General features: G+C 67.0%; 19 protein-coding genes and 2 tRNA genes. 11 read left to right on the top strand and 10 right to left on the bottom strand.

Annotated features, from left to right (window positions below; all coding sequences use genetic code 11):
- Positions 1–22: 22 nt before the first annotated feature.
- Positions 23–700: a hypothetical protein gene (locus E3O54_RS03175; protein ID WP_104103304.1), complete on the bottom strand. Its 678-nt coding sequence runs from the start codon at positions 698–700 to the stop codon at positions 23–25.
- 78 nt (positions 701–778) lie between these two features.
- On the opposite strand from E3O54_RS03175, the gene E3O54_RS03170 reads away from it, so the two are divergent.
- Together E3O54_RS03170 and E3O54_RS03165 are read left to right on the top strand one after the other, a co-directional pair.
- Positions 779–1,654 (top strand): acyl-CoA thioesterase II, encoded by an 876-nt coding sequence (locus tag E3O54_RS03170; RefSeq protein ID WP_233191540.1) that lies wholly within the window; start codon positions 779–781, stop codon positions 1,652–1,654.
- Between the two features lie 63 nt (positions 1,655–1,717).
- Positions 1,718–2,131 (top strand): ubiquinol-cytochrome c reductase iron-sulfur subunit, encoded by a 414-nt coding sequence (locus E3O54_RS03165; RefSeq protein ID WP_104103301.1) that lies wholly within the window; start codon positions 1,718–1,720, stop codon positions 2,129–2,131.
- 22 nt (positions 2,132–2,153) lie between these two features.
- On the opposite strand, the gene E3O54_RS03160 is transcribed toward E3O54_RS03165, so the two are convergent.
- From E3O54_RS03160 to msrA, 5 genes are all read right to left on the bottom strand, one after another.
- Positions 2,154–2,648 carry a thioesterase family protein gene (locus E3O54_RS03160; protein WP_104103299.1) on the bottom strand — a complete coding sequence of 165 codons (495 nt, stop codon included), beginning with the start codon at positions 2,646–2,648 and terminating at the stop codon, positions 2,154–2,156.
- 8 nt (positions 2,649–2,656) lie between these two features.
- A complete protein-coding gene (gene ettA / locus E3O54_RS03155) occupies positions 2,657–4,339 on the bottom strand; it encodes an energy-dependent translational throttle protein EttA (RefSeq protein WP_104103296.1) in 1,683 nt (560 codons plus the stop codon).
- A gap of 5 nt (positions 4,340–4,344) precedes the next feature.
- A complete protein-coding gene (locus tag E3O54_RS03150) occupies positions 4,345–4,878 on the bottom strand; it encodes a hypothetical protein (RefSeq protein WP_241976730.1) in 534 nt (177 codons plus the stop codon).
- 123 nt (positions 4,879–5,001) lie between these two features.
- Positions 5,002–5,484: a single-stranded DNA-binding protein gene (locus tag E3O54_RS03145; RefSeq protein WP_134400929.1), complete on the bottom strand. Its 483-nt coding sequence runs from the start codon at positions 5,482–5,484 to the stop codon at positions 5,002–5,004.
- Positions 5,485–5,916: 432 nt separating this feature from the next.
- The gene (gene msrA / locus E3O54_RS03140; protein WP_134343113.1) at positions 5,917–6,438 is read right to left on the bottom strand and encodes a peptide-methionine (S)-S-oxide reductase MsrA; all 522 of its coding nucleotides are present in this window, start codon (positions 6,436–6,438) and stop codon (positions 5,917–5,919) included.
- A gap of 17 nt (positions 6,439–6,455) precedes the next feature.
- On the opposite strand from msrA, the gene E3O54_RS03135 reads away from it, so the two are divergent.
- The 4 genes from E3O54_RS03135 (at position 6,456) to E3O54_RS03120 (ending at position 9,513) form a co-directional block, all read left to right on the top strand.
- Positions 6,456–7,463, top strand: a complete 1,008-nt coding sequence (locus tag E3O54_RS03135) for an aldo/keto reductase (RefSeq protein ID WP_134400928.1) — start codon at positions 6,456–6,458, stop codon at positions 7,461–7,463.
- A gap of 5 nt (positions 7,464–7,468) precedes the next feature.
- Complete coding sequence (locus E3O54_RS03130; RefSeq protein ID WP_134343111.1) at positions 7,469–8,425, top strand: DMT family transporter; 957 nt, start codon at positions 7,469–7,471, stop codon at positions 8,423–8,425.
- Positions 8,426–8,501: 76 nt separating this feature from the next.
- A complete protein-coding gene (locus E3O54_RS03125; RefSeq protein ID WP_134400927.1) occupies positions 8,502–8,741 on the top strand; it encodes a DNA mismatch repair protein in 240 nt (79 codons plus the stop codon).
- A gap of 73 nt (positions 8,742–8,814) precedes the next feature.
- Positions 8,815–9,513: a hypothetical protein gene (locus E3O54_RS03120; RefSeq protein ID WP_104103279.1), complete on the top strand. Its 699-nt coding sequence runs from the start codon at positions 8,815–8,817 to the stop codon at positions 9,511–9,513.
- 58 nt (positions 9,514–9,571) lie between these two features.
- Here the strand turns inward: E3O54_RS03120 and nadE are convergent, their stop codons facing one another.
- The 3 genes from nadE to E3O54_RS03105 form a co-directional block, all read right to left on the bottom strand.
- Positions 9,572–10,393, bottom strand: a complete 822-nt coding sequence (gene nadE / locus E3O54_RS03115) for an ammonia-dependent NAD(+) synthetase (protein ID WP_104103276.1) — start codon at positions 10,391–10,393, stop codon at positions 9,572–9,574.
- A gap of 55 nt (positions 10,394–10,448) precedes the next feature.
- Positions 10,449–10,521: transfer RNA gene (locus tag E3O54_RS03110), tRNA-Arg, on the bottom strand.
- Between the two features lie 41 nt (positions 10,522–10,562).
- A complete protein-coding gene (locus E3O54_RS03105; protein ID WP_104103273.1) occupies positions 10,563–10,823 on the bottom strand; it encodes a thioredoxin family protein in 261 nt (86 codons plus the stop codon).
- 91 nt (positions 10,824–10,914) lie between these two features.
- On the opposite strand from E3O54_RS03105, the gene orn reads away from it, so the two are divergent.
- The 5 genes from orn (at position 10,915) to E3O54_RS03080 (ending at position 14,416) form a co-directional block, all read left to right on the top strand.
- A complete protein-coding gene (gene orn / locus E3O54_RS03100) occupies positions 10,915–11,535 on the top strand; it encodes an oligoribonuclease (protein ID WP_104103271.1) in 621 nt (206 codons plus the stop codon).
- A 42-nt stretch (positions 11,536–11,577) separates the two neighbouring features.
- A tRNA-His gene (locus E3O54_RS03095) sits at positions 11,578–11,653 on the top strand.
- 160 nt (positions 11,654–11,813) lie between these two features.
- Complete coding sequence (locus E3O54_RS03090; RefSeq protein ID WP_166784844.1) at positions 11,814–12,698, top strand: ABC transporter substrate-binding protein; 885 nt, start codon at positions 11,814–11,816, stop codon at positions 12,696–12,698.
- 42 nt (positions 12,699–12,740) lie between these two features.
- Positions 12,741–13,091 (top strand): metallopeptidase family protein, encoded by a 351-nt coding sequence (locus E3O54_RS03085; protein WP_134374220.1) that lies wholly within the window; start codon positions 12,741–12,743, stop codon positions 13,089–13,091.
- A gap of 23 nt (positions 13,092–13,114) precedes the next feature.
- Positions 13,115–14,416: a D-alanyl-D-alanine carboxypeptidase family protein gene (locus E3O54_RS03080; RefSeq protein ID WP_134400925.1), complete on the top strand. Its 1,302-nt coding sequence runs from the start codon at positions 13,115–13,117 to the stop codon at positions 14,414–14,416.
- A 44-nt stretch (positions 14,417–14,460) separates the two neighbouring features.
- Here the strand turns inward: E3O54_RS03080 and E3O54_RS03075 are convergent, their stop codons facing one another.
- Entirely contained in the window at positions 14,461–14,721 is a 261-nt protein-coding gene (locus tag E3O54_RS03075) for a hypothetical protein (RefSeq protein WP_104103259.1), read from the bottom strand.
- Between the last annotated feature and the right edge of the window lie 6 nt (positions 14,722–14,727).

Below are 14,727 nucleotides of genomic sequence, written 5' to 3'. Positions count from 1 at the left end.
GGTGCGAACACCCAGCGAATAGTCAGCGGCTCAGCGACCAGGGCTTGCGACGCACGAGGATGTGGCCGCGGCTCGTGCTCAGCCGGGTCCACAGGCCCGTCTCGAACAGGCGCACGGGCTCGTTTTTCGGCAGGAAACCGAGGCTGACGGCCGCGAAGGCGGCGCCGGCCGGCACGATTTCCAGGCCGGGGATCGGGCGGCTCCAGACTTCGGAGCGCACCCGCTGCACGATCTGCCCGCCGGTTCCCGCCGGGATGACGGCGGCGACTTCCTCAATGCCGGCCTGCGCCGCACCGTCGAGCAGGGCGGCATCCGTTTCACCGAGCAGGGTCCAGCCGCCTTGGGGCGGCGAGATACCGGCCCAGGTCACGGTGGTCACTTCCAGCGGCACGGTTACGGTCACTGTCGCCTCGTCCTCCAGCACGGCCGCGGTGAGGCGGGCGAGGCGGTCCAGCAGGGAGCGCACGGGAACGACCGCGTCGAGCTCGACCGGTGCGGTGAGCGCGAAGGTGCGCAGGCCCAGCACGGTCGGGCTGGAGTCGAGGAGACCGCGCGGGTAGAGGATCGCGGTGTAGACAGCGAGCACCCCCGCGGCCTGAATGAGGCGCACGGAACCGTCCTCCACCCGGCTAGCGCGGGAGAGGTAGACCTGGAGGTCGCGAAGGGACAGGGACTCTGGGAGAGAAAATGACTTACTCATCTGCTCCTAAACTACCAAGGTACGGCGCGCGTCACACCGGTGCGCGCGTCTGCTCCGCCACGCGCCTGAGGAGGCCACATGGACTTGCCGATGGAGGGCCTTCTAACCGCCCTGGACCTCACCGACACGGGCGCCCGCACCAGCGAGGACATCTTCACCGGGCCGTCGCAGTGGATGCCGCTCGGCCGCGTTTTCGGCGGGCAGGTGCTCGCCCAGTCACTGGTCGCCGCGATGCGCACGGTTCCCGACGACCGCCATGTGCACTCGATGCACGGCTATTTCCTGCGCCCCGGCGACGTGGGCCAGCCGATCACCTTCTCCGTCGATCGCATCCACGACGGCCGCTCCTTCTCCACCCGCCGCACGCAGGCCTATCAGGACGGGCATCCGATCCTGTCGATGATCGCCTCGTTCCAGGACGGTGATGAAGGCCTCGAGCACCAGATCGAGATGCCAACCGATATGCCCGACCCGGAGTCCTTGCCGACGGCGGCGGATGCTTTGGCCCAGGTCGACCACTCCATCGCCCGCTACTGGGCGAACGAGCGTCCGTTCGACATGCGGCACCTGCCGTCGCCGATCTACCTCAAGGTGGACGGCGAGCACACCTCTCGCCAGGCCGTGTGGATGAAGACCATGGGCCCGTTGCCCGACGACCCTGACCTGCACCGCGCCGCGCTGGCATACGCCAGCGACTACTCGATCATGGAGCCTGTCATGCGTCGCCACGGCGTGGCCTGGGCCACACCCGGGCTCAAGGTTGCGAGCCTGGACCACGCCATGTGGTTCCACCGCTTCGGCCGGGTCGACGAGTGGATGCTCTACGTACAGGATTCCCCGACCGCCCAGGGTGGACGCGGGCTCTCCACCGGCAGCATCTACAGCCGGGCGGGCCTGCTTCTCGCCACGGTCGCGCAGGAGGGCATGCTGCGCGTGCCCACGAACGCAGAGTAGCCTCTCTCACATGCTCTGAGCGTCTCTGAGCATCTCTGAACGCCCGCCCGATCGAGGAGAACCATGACGAACGCCACCGACATCTCCCGCCGCACCGCGCTCCTGCTCGGCACCGCTGGCACCGCCGTCGCGCTGGTCGGCTGCAGCACCGACGGCGCCGCAGATTCCGGCACCGGCAACATTGGCCCGGTGGAGTTAGCCAAGCTCGCCGACATCCCCGTGGGCGGTTCGATCGAGGCCTCCCTCGATGGCAAGCCCATCCTGATCAGCCAGCCCACGGCCGGCACCGTGGTGGCGTTCAGCGCGATCTGCACCCACCAGGGCTGCGTGGTCAAAGCGGTAAAGGACGAGTTCGACTGCCCCTGCCACGGCTCGAAGTTCGACCGTGCCACCGGCGAGGCCCTCGCCGGGCCGGCGACCGAACCGCTGGCGTCGGTGAAGGTCACCGTCACCGGCGACGCCGTCACCGCCGGCTGAGGCGGACTGCGTCCGGGCCGGCCTACTCAGCCGGCAGGGACGCGCGCCGGGTGAATCGGATGGGTTCGTCTACGTATGGAGCCCAAGCGGCGCGCTCGACCTCGTTGATCTTGCGCGGCCGCTCGGTCGCGGCGTCCACCAACACGATTGTGGTGCTCGCCTGCGCGAAGAGAACCGCTGGCTCCAGGCCGATCGGAGTCCAGACCTCGTAGCAGACCTCGAGGCTGGCGCCACCGAGCTTGCCGAGCCAGAGACGGATGTCCAGAGGCTGCCTCAGATACGGAATCGGAGCCAGATACTCGGCCTCCATCCGCGCGATCAGGGTCAGCGTCGCCGCGCCCGGGCGCCCGTCCAGCACGGCGGTGCCGGCGAACGCCCCGGGGCCGTCGCCGTCTTCATCCGGCCAGAACGCCTGGATGCGCGCATCCTCGAGCACACGCAACAACTCGGCGTTGTTGACGTGGCCGTAGGCGTCCAGATCCGACCAGCGCAACTTCACCGGCACGCGCAGCTTCACCGCGGGTCCTAGTCGCGGGTCAGCTTGCGGTACGCGGACCGGTGCGGTTTCGCGGCATCCGGGCCAAGGCGTTCGATCTTGTTCTGCTCGTACGACTCGAAGTTGCCCTCGAACCAGTACCAGTTCGCCGGGTCTTCGTCGGTGCCCTCATAGGAGAGGATGTGCGTGGCGATTCGGTCAAGGAACCACCGGTCGTGGGTGATGACCACGGCGCAGCCGGGGAATTCAAGGAGCGCGTTCTCGAGCGAGCCGAGGGTTTCGACGTCCAGGTCGTTGGTGGGCTCGTCGAGCAGCAGCAGGTTGCCGCCCTGCTTGAGGGTGAGCGCCAGGTTGAGGCGGTTGCGCTCACCACCGGAGAGCACGCCGGCCTTCTTCTGCTGGTCGGGACCCTTGAAGCCGAATGTGGACACGTAGGCCCGCGACGGGATCTCGGTCTTGCCGACCTGGATATAGTCCTGGCCGTCGGAGACGACCTCCCAAAGCGACTTGTTCGGGTCGATGCCCGCGCGGCTCTGGTCGACGTAGGAGATGTCGACCGTCTCGCCGATCTTCAGTTCACCCAGGTCCAGTGGCTCGAGTCCGACAATCGTCTTGAACAGCGTGGTCTTGCCCACGCCGTTGGGACCGATGATGCCGACGATGCCGTTGCGCGGGAGGGTGAAGGAGAGATCCTCGATGAGGACCCGGTCGCCGAAGCCCTTCTTGACCTTCTTGGCGTCGATGACCTGGGCACCGAGGCGCGGGCCGACGGGAATCTGGATCTCTTCGAAGTCAAGCTTGCGGGTGCTTTCGGCCGCTGCCGCCATCTCTTCGTAGCGGGCGAGACGCGCCTTCGACTTTGCCTGGCGGCCCTTCGCATTCGAGCGCACCCATTCGAGCTCGTCCGCGAGGCGCTTGGCCATCTTCGCGTCCTTCTTGCCCGCGATGAGCAACCGTTCCTGCTTCTTCTCGAGGTAGGTCGAGTAGTTGCCCTCGTAGGGGTACAGGTGGCCGCGGTCGACTTCGGCGATCCACTCGGCCACGTGGTCGAGGAAGTACCGGTCGTGGGTGACGGCGAGAACGGCGCCGGGGTACTGGGCCAGGTGCTGCTCGAGCCAGAGCACGCTTTCGGCGTCGAGGTGGTTGGTGGGCTCGTCAAGGAGGAGCAGGTCGGGCTTCTGCAGCAGCAGCTTGGTCAGCGCCACGCGGCGCTTCTCACCGCCGGAGAGGTCGGCGACGGAGTAATCGCCCGGCGGGGTGCGCAGGGCGTCCATGGCCTGCTCCAGCTGGGAATCGAGGTCCCAGGCGTCGGCGGCGTCGATGGCCTCCTGCAGCGTGCCCATTTCGGCCAGCAGTGCGTCGAAGTCCGCGTCGGGTTCGCCGAGCGCGAGGCTGATCTCGTTGAACCGGTCGACCTTGGCCTTGATCGGGCCGACGCCCTCCTGCACATTCTCGAGGACCGTCTTGGTCTCGTCGAGTTCGGGCTCCTGCATCAGGATGCCGACCGAGTAGCCGGGCGAGAGCTTCGCCTCGCCGTTGCTGGGGGTGTCCAGCCCGGCCATGATCTTCAGGATCGTGGATTTTCCGGCGCCGTTCGGCCCCACGATACCGATTTTGGCGCCGGGGAAGAACGACATGGTGACGTCGTCGAGGATCAGTTTGTCGCCGACCGCCTTGCGAGCGCGGACCATCGTGTAGATAAATTCAGCCATAGTGCTTACCAGTCTATTTGCCGCGTGGCCCCGACCAGACACGTTCCGGATGCGAGGATCGCCGTGACCGCGCTGTGGTACCCGCCCGTGGCCGGTCCGTTCTGCCCGATCAGGCATTCGCCGTTGAACCGAACGGAGAACTGGATAGAGTCCGCTTGGAGGTCGATGTTGGTCTCGTCGAAGGTAACCTCCATTTGGGCCCGGTCGAAGCCGGAGGCCCCCAGCGCGTCCACGAATGCCCGCCCGCCGGCATTCTCGTCGGCGGTGACGACCGCCGTGGCGACGCTGTCGAAGTAGGCCAGGTTCGCCGCGGCATCCTTCTCCGGCTCTAGCTGCGGCGCGGGTATGGGCGCCGCGCTCGCGGTCGGACGAGCCGACGCCGACGCCGTGGCCGTGCTCGAGGAAGTCGCGGCCGGTGCCGCCGAGCAGGCCGCGAGGCTGACCGTGACGGCCAGCCCGAGCAGCAACGCGCTACCGGTACGTGGGGAACGGATGCCGGTTCGACGTCTCCGGGTTTCCCGATCTGATGGTGCCGGCACGTGGTCCTTCCGCGACCGCGGTGCGGTCAGACCTCTGAGTCTGCCAGATGCCCCGTGTCCCCGAGAGTCTATTCCGGTCACTGTCCCGGTGACTGTGCCGGATACTGTGCCGAGTTGCCGCCATCAGGAATCGACCCCGACTAGCGCCGCGGACTCTGCCTCGTCGCTCATCGGGGGTGCGTCGTCAGTATCGGCAGGTAGGAAGCCGTCCGTGGGCTCGGTCGGATGTGGCGCCGACGCTGCGCCGGGCGGCGGCGAGCGCGTGTAGACGGTGCTGCACCAGGCCAGGTCGTGCCCGACGGTCTCTGCCTCGACCTCGACCGAGGTACCGTTGCGGTCGGCATTTTCCCACGGCCGGATGCGCAACCGCCCCGCCACGACTACGTGCTCACCCTTCTGCACCGAGCGCTCCACGTTGTGGGCGAGCTGCCGGAAGGAGGACACGGTGTACCAGTTGGTCTCGGCGTCAACCCAGGTCTGTTTCACACGGTCGAAGCGACGCTGGCTTGATGCCAGCCGAAACGACGTGATGGCCAGCCCCGAACTGGTCACGAGGTGACGGGGCGTGGTGGCCACGATTCCGGTCACGGTGATGCTGTCGCTCATTACGGTCTCCCTCATCCTGTGAGCCCCGGACGAATGCCCGGAACACGCGACCTGGAGCGACGGCTCGTGCCCGTCTCCGCCGCCCCAGATCGCGTACTCCGAGTGTGCGGCGGCAGGACGACGCGCGGCCGCGGCATCCGGAACCTGTGCCGAATGACCGCCCCCCGCAGCTGGGGAGGGCTGGGCTCGCTTCTGACGGAGAGGGTCCGGGTGCGCGCCGCGGTCGGTGTCGAACCAATTCGACGGAGATTCTCCTGTGAAAGCGCTCTTTTCCAGTTTCTAGTGTCGCTTTGGGCAAAATCTCCGTCGAATTCGTTTGGCTCCGGGTTTCCGCACGGCGGTCTTGGCGGCGCTGGCACGGCAGCTAGAAAACCCGTTCATTTCGCCGCGCTCGGCGATACTCGCCGCCTACGAGTACACGAACTCGCGCTGCTAGAGGAGGTATTCGGCGTAGGACTTGCGGATCTTGTTCACCTTGGGCAGCGCGACGGCCATGCAGTAGCCCTGACCGGGGTTTTTGGCGAAGAAGTCCTGGTGGTGGTCCTCGGCCACGAAGTATTCGCCGAGCGGATCGATCGTGGTGACGACGCCGCCGCCCCACCATTCGGCGGCGCGAGTGCGAGCGGTTTCGAAGAGCCGCTTCTGCGCGTCGTCGGCATAGAACATCGCCGACCGGTACTGGGTGCCCACGTCGGCGCCCTGGCGGTTCAGCTGGGTCGGGTCGTGCAGCGAGAAGAACACGTCGAGGATGACGCTGGCCGGGATGACCTCCGGGTCGAACGTCACGGCGATGGCCTCGGCGTGGCCGGTACGGCCCGTGCACACCGACTCATACGTTGGCCGTTGAGCCCCTCCCCCGGTATACCCGGAAACCACCTCGCTCACGCCACGCAACACCCGATACACGGCATCGAGACACCAGAAACATCCACCTGCGACCACAAAAGTTTGCACACCCCTAGAGTAACGGCATGACCTTCGTGCCAGCTCCGAACCGCTATGCCGACATGACCTACCGACGCGTCGGACGGAGCGGCCTCAAACTGCCGGCGCTGTCTCTCGGCCTCTGGCACAACTTCGGCCACGAGCGCCCGATCGAGACCCAACGCGCCATCCTGCGCCGTGCCTTCGACCTGGGGGTCACCCACTTCGACCTGGCCAACAACTACGGTCCTCCTCCCGGAGCCGCCGAGACCAACTTCGGCCGCATCTGCGCCGAAGATTTCCGGGCCTACCGCGACGAGATGATCATTTCCAGCAAGGCCGGCTACGACATGTGGCCGGGCCCCTACGGCGACTTCGGTTCTCGCAAGTACCTGCTCTCCTCCCTCGACGCGAGCCTGGGCCGGCTCGGCGTCGACTACGTCGACATCTTCTACTCCCACCGGCCGGACCGGGAGACTCCCATCGAGGAGACCATGGGCGCGCTGGCGTCGGCGGTGCAGCAGGGAAAGGCCCTCTATGTCGGCATCTCCAGCTACACCCCCGAGCAGACGCGGGCCGCGGCGGCGGCGCTGGCCGAGCACAAGATCCCCCTCCTGATCCACCAGCCGCGTTACTCGATGTTCGACCGCCACATCGAAGACGGGCTCTTCCCCGTGCTCGACGAGCTCGGCATGGGCAGCATCGTCTTCTCGCCGCTCGCACAGGGACTTCTCACCGACCGCTACCTGGACGGCACCGTTCCGGCAGGCTCGCGGGTCGCGACGAGCGATTTCCTGTCGGAGGACGTTCTCACCGACACCTACCAGGGCCGTGCCCGCGCCCTGAACGAGATTGCCGCCGCGCGCGGCCAGACGCTGGCCCAGCTGGCGGTCACCTGGATCCTGCGCCAGCCGTCGGTGACCAGTGTGCTGGTCGGCGCGAGCAGCCTGAACCAGCTCGAGCAGACCGTGGCGGCCCTGGATGCCCCGCCTCTCACCCAGATCGAAATCGACGAGATCGAACCGTACGCCGTGCACGGCACCGGTCTGGGCTGAGCGAAGTGGGCTATCTCTACGCTCTCCTCGCGTCGCTGCTCTTCGGCCTCAACGGCAGCACCACCAAGGTGATCGTGGATGCGGGCCTGTCCCCGGCTCAGCTGACCTTCTTCCGGGTCACGGTCGTCGCCCTCCTGGCCGGCGGTCTGTTGCTCGTGACCAACCGGCGGGCGTTCCGCATCAGCCTGCGCCAGCTCGCGGTAATGGCCATCCTGGGGGTGGCCGGGGTCGCCCTGATCCAGTGGTTCTACGCAGTGGCGATCAGTCTGCTGCCGGTGGGCATCGCGCTCATGCTCGAGTACACCGGGGTGCTGATCGTCGCCCTGGTCGCCCGGTTCGTCTTCAAGGAGCGGGTCAAATCCCGCATCTGGCTGGCCATCGGCTGCGTTCTGATCGGCATGGCCGTCGTCGCCCAGATCTGGGCCAGCACCCTCTCTGAATTGGGTGTGCTGGCGGGAATCCTCGCCGCAATCTGCCTGGCAGTGTATTTCCTGGTCGGGGAGCGGCAGGTCGCCGCGACCTCGCCACTGGCCGTGTCGTTCTGGTCCATGCTTTTCGCCAGCGCGTTCTGGCTCGTGTTCAGCGCCTGGTGGCAGGTCGAGCCGCAGACCCTGGTTCAGGATGTCGCGTTGAACGGCAACCTCGGGGCGGTGTCTCTCCCGCTGTGGCTGCTGACGCTGTGGAACGGCGTGTTCGGCTCCTTCGCCCCGTATCTGTTCTCGTACATGGCGCTCGGCCGACTGACTGCCACGGCGGCCGGCATCGTGTCTGCCTCGGAGGTGATCTTCGCCTTCGCGTTCGCGTTCCTCTGGCTCGGCGAGTCCCTCGACGGGCTGCAGATGGCGGGGGTGGTCCTTGTGCTCGCGGGCATCGTCGTCGCCCAGACCGCACGTCCGAACCGGGTTGTGGACCTCGACCTGGCCAGCCAGGACATGGTTTTGCTGAACGGACCTCTGCGGTAGCGCCGAAACCACTGTCGGTGGCTCTCCGTAGCCTGAGGGGACCCTCACCCGCGTACGGTCGATCTCGGAGAATTCCATGTCCACACCAGCGTCCCCACTTCCCCGACTGCCGGTCATCCGCGGTCTGCAGTTTGTTCCCGTGAGAGACGGCCTCTGGCGGGTCTCGAACCGGTCCGGCATGGTGCTCGGGCACATCGAGCGGCGCACCGAGGTCGACGGCGACCACTTCGCCGCGCGGCGCCTGCTCGCCGCCACCCGCACAATGAACGTCGGTTCGTTCTGGCGCATTGACGACGCGGCCGACTGCTTCCGCTGACTGCGCGCACCTCTCCGCAGGGCACGCCGCGCCGCTCCCGGAGATCGGGACGAGACGCCGGTAAAGTGCGCTCATGCAGTGGTGGAATAGTTTCGTATCCTGGCTCACGGCAGCCAGCAATCAGTCCATGGTTTTCAGCGCCGTGGTGCTCATCGTCTCGATCGTCGTCGCAAGCCTTCTGGCGGCGGTGATCTCCCGCGGGGCGATCAAACGCCTCTTGGCGCAGAACGACCGGGCTCTCAAGGCGGCCGTGATCGGCACCCTCGTGGATGCCGCGACCGAGGCATCCGTCTGGAACTCGCTCACGCCGCAGGAGCAGGTCATGGCGGACCGCGCGGTGGGCCAGGCCGACGTGCAGCTGCGCCTCCTGCCGATCAAGGGTTCGGGCGTCGCCGCGAACTGGGCCGCGCATCAACTCGCTGAGCTCAAGCGCACCTCGGCCACGTTCGGGTACCAGCTCGAGCCCGCGCTGCTCGAGTTCCGCGACCGCCTGGTCGAATGGCAGGACAAGCCGGGCCGCACCCGCAAGATCTTCCAGAGCGACCTCGACCGGTGGAAGGTCTCCAAGAACAGCACCGAGAAGAACCTCCTCGCCGAGCAGGATGCCTGGACCGCCCAGCAGCACCACGACCAGTTCACCGCCGCGCCGGCCGCGCCCGTGCCTGCCCCGCTACAATATGCGTCTGGAACGGCCTCGGCGTCGACGGAGACCCAGCGCCTCCTCGACGACGTGCAGGCACTGGAAGTGCGCCCCACCCCGCTCCAGAGCTAGACGTCCGTGAGCCGCCGCCGCGCTCCCGAGCGAGGCGGCGGCTCACAGCTCTCACGAGTCAGCGCCACCACTCGTCGAACATCGATGCCGGGACCTGGCGCTTGTGCTCGGTGCCGAGGTAGCGGTTCTCGATCGTCTCGGCGACGAGATCGTCGACGGGCAGCCCTTCCAGGAAGTCGTCGATCTGCTCGTACCGCAACCCCAGGTTGGCCTCGTCGGTCTGGCCGGGGTTGTCGTCGAGAAGGTCGGCAGTCGGTGCCTTGAGGTATAACCGGTCCGGCGCCCCCAGCTCGACCAGAAGCGCTCGCCCCTGACGCTTGGTCAGTCCGGTCAGCGGCAGGATGTCCGTGCCGCCGTCGCCGTACTTGGTGAAGAATCCCGTGACCGCCTCGGCGGCGTGGTCGGTGCCCACGACCAGCAGGCCGGCCGAGCCGGCGAGGGCATACTGGGCGACCATGCGCACCCGGGCCTTGACGTTTCCCTTGTCGAAGTCCGGCAGCGGGCGGCCCGTCGCATCGGCGAATTCCGCTTCGATGCCGTCGACGGCCCGCTTGATGTCGAAGGTGACGGTCGACGCAGGACGAATGAATTCCAGGGCGAGCTGCGCGTCCTCCTCGTCCCGCTGCACCCGGTACGGCAGGCGCACGGCCTGGAAGATGGCCGAATGTCCCGCCTCGGCGAGCTGCTCCACGGCCAGCTGGCACAGACGGCCGGCCAGGCTGGAATCCTGACCCCCGCTGATGCCGAGCACGAGGCCCTGTGCCCCCGTTCGGACCAGGTAGTCCGCGAGGAACTGCACTCTGCGGCGAACCTCGGAGGATGCATCGATATGGGGGGACACGTTCAGCTCCGCGATGATTCGCGCCTGTAGTTCTCGCATTTCCCGAATCTACCAAACCGAGGGTAGAGCAACAGGATTCACGGGTGTTGTGCGGTGCCCCCGGTAGGAATCGAACCTACGACAAGCGGATTAGAAGGCCGCTGCTCTATCCACTGAGCTACGGGGGCGAAGAACGATCAACGATACCGCAGACCCGGCCCGCCGGCGCTCAAACGGCCTTCGCGGCCGCCACGAGCACCTGGGCGAGTGTCGGCACACCCGTGGCCCGGAAGACCTCGATCCCGGCCGCGTCCCGGATGATCACCGTGGGGGTGATCCGGATGCCGTCGGCCTCGGCTTCCGCGACGTCCCGCACCACGTCGAGCTCACGCACGGTCGCCTGAGGCACGAGGCGTTCGACCTCGGCCAGGACTGCCCGGGTCTGCATGCAGGGCTCACAGAAGGCGGAGGAGAAGTACGTCAATTCCATGCGAGGTAGTCTACGGAGCGCACGTCTCAGTCGCACCGCTGCCGGGATCAGCGCAACAGGGCCGGTCGGCGTCCGCCGTTAGACTCGGCACATGAAAAAAAGTAGTGACCGGTTGGTGTGGATTGACTGCGAGATGACCGGTTTGGACATTGATTCCGACGAGTTGGTGGAGATCGCTGTAGTGATCACCGATTACGACCTGAACATCATCGACCCGGGACTCGACCTCATCATCAAGCCGAATCAGGCGTCGCTGGAGAACATGAACGACTTCGTGCGCAACATGCACGAGACCAGCGGGCTGATCAACGAGATCCCGAACGGAATCAGCGCCGCCGAGGCCGAGACCCTGGTGCTGGAATACGTACTGCAGTTCATCCCGGCCGAGCAGAGGGCTCCGCTGGCGGGAAATTCCATCGGCACCGACCGGGCCTTCCTGATGAAATTTATGCCTCGCCTCGACGCCCAGCTGCACTACCGCAACGTCGACGTGTCCTCGATCAAGGAACTCGCACGCCGCTGGTACCCTCGGGTGTACTTCAACGCCCCCGCGAAAGACGGCGGACACCGCGCCCTGGCTGACATCCTCGAATCCATCCGCGAACTGGCGTACTACCGCCAAACCGTGTTCGTGGCCGACCCCGGGCCGTCCAGCCAACAGGCGAAGAACAGCGCGGCCGAAGCCGTGAACATTTTCGCTGCGAACATGTAATACACTTGTCAAGTTGCCTTCTCTGTGAGAAAGCAGCGCATGGTGGGTATAGCTCAGCTGGTAGAGCATCCGGTTGTGGTCCGGAAGGCCGCGGGTTCAAGCCCCGTTACTCACCCCAATTGAAACACGCAGAAACAGTCCATCGAACGCGCGACCGGGCCCTCGGATTCGGCCGCGCGTTCGCATTTCCGGCATCGAAACGCCTCACCGAAATGGTGTCCTCGCCTCGGCCTTCCCGCGGTCCAACGGCGTCCGGGACAGCTGAAAGGGATCTCTCCATGCGTGCTCGTTTCGCCCTCCCCGCCGTCGCTGCGGTGGCCGCCCTCCTGCTCACCGGCTGCGTCGACAACACTGTGCCGGTTCCCGGAGCCGACGCCACCGCGCCCGCCAAGACCGTGACCGAAGATGCCGCCGCCTCGGCGCTGCTCCCGGAGAAGGTCCGCGCCTCCGACACGCTCGTGATCGGCACGAGCCCGAATTACTCCCCCAACGAGTTCAAGGACGATTCCGGCAACCCGATCGGCTGGGGAGTCGAACTCGGCGCCGCGGTTGCCGCGAAGTTGGGTCTGACCGCCGACTACAAGGTCGCGAATTTCGACACCATAATCCCGAGCATCATCGGCGGCGAGATGGACCTGGGAAACTCGTCCTTCACCGTCAACCTGAAGCGCCAGGAGCAGGTCGACTTCGTCAACTACTACACGGCCGGCATCCAGTGGGCCTCCGCCACCGGCACCACCGTCGACCCCGACGGCGCCTGCGGCCTGAAGATCGCCGTGCAGTCCACCACCTACGAGGACACCGATGAAATCCCGGCCAAGAGCGCCGCATGCGTCGCCGCCGGAAAGCCCCCGATCGACAAGCTCAAGTTCGACACCCAGGACCTGGCCACGAACGCCACTGTGCTCGGCCAGGCCGACGCCTTCAGCGCAGACTCCCCGGTCACCCTCTACGCGATCCAGCAGACCGCGGGCAAGCTGCAGAAGGCCGGCACCTCCTTCGACGAGGCACCGTACGGCATGGCCGTGGCGAAGGACTCCGGGATGGCAGCGGCCGTGCAGGCTGCCCTGCAGTCCATGGTCGACGACGGCTCCTACGGCGAGATCCTCAAGACCTGGGGCGTCACCGACGGCGGCCTGAGCACCATCACGATCAACGGCTGACCGGCTCCCTGAGAGGCTGAACGAATGTGAGATGCTGAACGGATGCCGCAGCTGACTCACGAGGAGTTCGAGCGTCTCGTCGTCGACGAGCTCGACCTCCTGCCCGACGACATGGTCGACGGCCTGGACAACGTGATCTTCGTGGTCGAGGACCGACCCGAAGACGGCACGATGGACACCCTCGGGCTCTATGACGGGGTTGCCCTGACCGAGCGCGGGCAGTACGGCTTCGGTGAGATGCCGGACCGGATCGTGCTCTACCGGGAGCCGCTGCTGGAGCTCTGCGCGGATCTCGGGGAGTTGCGCGACCAGGTGCACATCACTCTGGTGCATGAGATCGCCCATTTCTACGGCATCGACGACGACAGGCTGCACGACCTCGGCTGGGGATGACCAACCACCGTTAGCCTTGCGTCATGAGTAGATCCCGGCCTGCCCGCGTCATCGGCGCCACGGTCGGCGCCCTCGTCATCCTGTCCGTCGGCGTCTACGGGCCGGCCACCCTACTGGGGCCGTTGCCTGAGGCCACCGCCACGCTGGTCACGCCGGCGGCCCGCGAGTCGGTTCCGTTCCCGCCCGCGCTGCCGGCCACCGGCGGCAGCGCCGTCATCGGCCTGGCCACGGTCACACCCGATCCGGCCTTCCCGGAGACGACGGCGCTGGACGCCGACGCTCTCGCCACCACCCTGCCTCTCGCCGTGGCCGGCACGGCCGAACCGCTGCCGATGGCCGCGGCGACGAAGATCGTGACCGCCCTGGTCGTGCTCGACGCGAAACCGCTGACCCTTGGTGAGACGGGGCCTCAGATCCCGATCACGGCCGCGGATTACCAGGACTACATCGACTACGGAAATTCCGGTGCCCGCACCGTCGTGGTCTTCCCGGGCGAACTGTGGACCGAGACCGAGCTGCTCCAGGCGATGATCCTCGGCTCCAGCAACAATCACGCCGACACGCTGGCGCGTTGGGCCTTCGGCTCCCTCGACGCCTACAGCGCCGCCGCCAACGCCTGGCTGGGCAAGCAGGGCCTCGACGGCACTCGTGTCGCCGACGCCACCGGGCTCAACGACGAAAGCGTCGGAACGGCCACCGACCTTGCCCGGCTGGCCGGCCTGGCCGCCGCCGACCCGGTGATCGGTGCCATCCTCTCCCAGCCGGCCTCCGCCCTGGTGGGCCAGCGCGGCGTGGACAACACCACGGCGTTCCTGGCCGAGGAGGGCGTCACCGGCATCACCCGCAGCTACACGGACGGGGCGGGCGTCTGTTTTCTCTTCACCGGTCAGGTGCAGGGCCCGGACTCGACCTACACCTTTGCCGGTGCCCTGCTCGGCGAACCCGATTACGACACCCTGACCAGTGACGTCACCGCCCTGATGGAGAGCGCCCGCGCCGGGGTACGCGAGCTGCCAACCCTCGCCCAGGGTGACGCCTACGTGGAGTTCAGCACACCGTGGGGGGCCGAGGCCTCCGGAACCGTGCGCACGGCCACGACGACGTACGGCTGGCAGGCCCAGGCGCCGGGCGACGCGGAGGTGATCCTGGAGACGGTGTCGACCGGCCGGGCGGGCAAGACCGTCGGCCGGGTCACGGTGGAGACCGGGGGCACCGAGGTGACGTCGACGCTGGTGCTCGACCGCACGATCAGCGCGCCGGGCCTCGGTTGGCGGCTCCTGCACCCCGTGCCGATGATCTCGGCGCTGATCGCCGCGGACCGCTAGCGGCGAAAGGCTGCCGCGACCGCCCGCCGGCTACTGGTCTGCGGCTACTCGCGCTCGCCGGTCGGCAGGAACGGGTCGCTCTCGCCCGCGTCGAACCGGTAGCGCACGTGCACGCGGCCCTGCACATCGCGCACGTCCTCCTCGTCGTACCAGAACAGCGTTTCGACCCCCTCGACGGCGGCCATCATGCTGACCCGGGCGTCATGTTTGCCCTGGATCAGCACCCGGGTGTCGACCTGGCCCGCGAGGGGACCGTCAATGAATTCCGCGGTGTAAACGACATTTTCAGCACCTTGATCAGCCATACCTCC

The sequence above is a fragment of the Cryobacterium sp. TMT2-4 genome, assembly GCF_004402575.1.
Lineage (GTDB): Bacteria > Actinomycetota > Actinomycetes > Actinomycetales > Microbacteriaceae > Cryobacterium > Cryobacterium sandaracinum.
The sequence above is the reverse complement of the archived record's forward strand: the minus strand, read 5'-3'. Positions and strand labels throughout refer to the sequence as shown.

What these genes read in the sequence shown, in the direction of transcription:
- E3O54_RS03175 (WP_104103304.1), bottom strand. Translation starts at nt 700, where the DNA reads ATGAGTAAGTCATTTTCTCTCCCAGAGTCCCTGTCCCTTCGCGACCTC.
- E3O54_RS03170 (WP_233191540.1), top strand. Translation starts at nt 779, where the DNA reads ATGGACTTGCCGATGGAGGGCCTTCTAACCGCCCTGGACCTCACCGAC.
- E3O54_RS03165 (WP_104103301.1), top strand. Translation starts at nt 1,718, where the DNA reads ATGACGAACGCCACCGACATCTCCCGCCGCACCGCGCTCCTGCTCGGC.
- ettA (WP_104103296.1), bottom strand. Translation starts at nt 4,339, where the DNA reads ATGGCTGAATTTATCTACACGATGGTCCGCGCTCGCAAGGCGGTCGGC.
- E3O54_RS03145 (WP_134400929.1), bottom strand. Translation starts at nt 5,484, where the DNA reads ATGAGCGACAGCATCACCGTGACCGGAATCGTGGCCACCACGCCCCGT.
- E3O54_RS03135 (WP_134400928.1), top strand. Translation starts at nt 6,456, where the DNA reads ATGACCTTCGTGCCAGCTCCGAACCGCTATGCCGACATGACCTACCGA.
- E3O54_RS03125 (WP_134400927.1), top strand. Translation starts at nt 8,502, where the DNA reads ATGTCCACACCAGCGTCCCCACTTCCCCGACTGCCGGTCATCCGCGGT.
- E3O54_RS03120 (WP_104103279.1), top strand. Translation starts at nt 8,815, where the DNA reads ATGCAGTGGTGGAATAGTTTCGTATCCTGGCTCACGGCAGCCAGCAAT.
- nadE (WP_104103276.1), bottom strand. Translation starts at nt 10,393, where the DNA reads ATGCGAGAACTACAGGCGCGAATCATCGCGGAGCTGAACGTGTCCCCC.
- E3O54_RS03105 (WP_104103273.1), bottom strand. Translation starts at nt 10,823, where the DNA reads ATGGAATTGACGTACTTCTCCTCCGCCTTCTGTGAGCCCTGCATGCAG.
- orn (WP_104103271.1), top strand. Translation starts at nt 10,915, where the DNA reads ATGAAAAAAAGTAGTGACCGGTTGGTGTGGATTGACTGCGAGATGACC.
- E3O54_RS03090 (WP_166784844.1), top strand. Translation starts at nt 11,814, where the DNA reads ATGCGTGCTCGTTTCGCCCTCCCCGCCGTCGCTGCGGTGGCCGCCCTC.
- E3O54_RS03085 (WP_134374220.1), top strand. Translation starts at nt 12,741, where the DNA reads ATGCCGCAGCTGACTCACGAGGAGTTCGAGCGTCTCGTCGTCGACGAG.
- E3O54_RS03080 (WP_134400925.1), top strand. Translation starts at nt 13,115, where the DNA reads ATGAGTAGATCCCGGCCTGCCCGCGTCATCGGCGCCACGGTCGGCGCC.
- E3O54_RS03075 (WP_104103259.1), bottom strand. Translation starts at nt 14,721, where the DNA reads ATGGCTGATCAAGGTGCTGAAAATGTCGTTTACACCGCGGAATTCATT.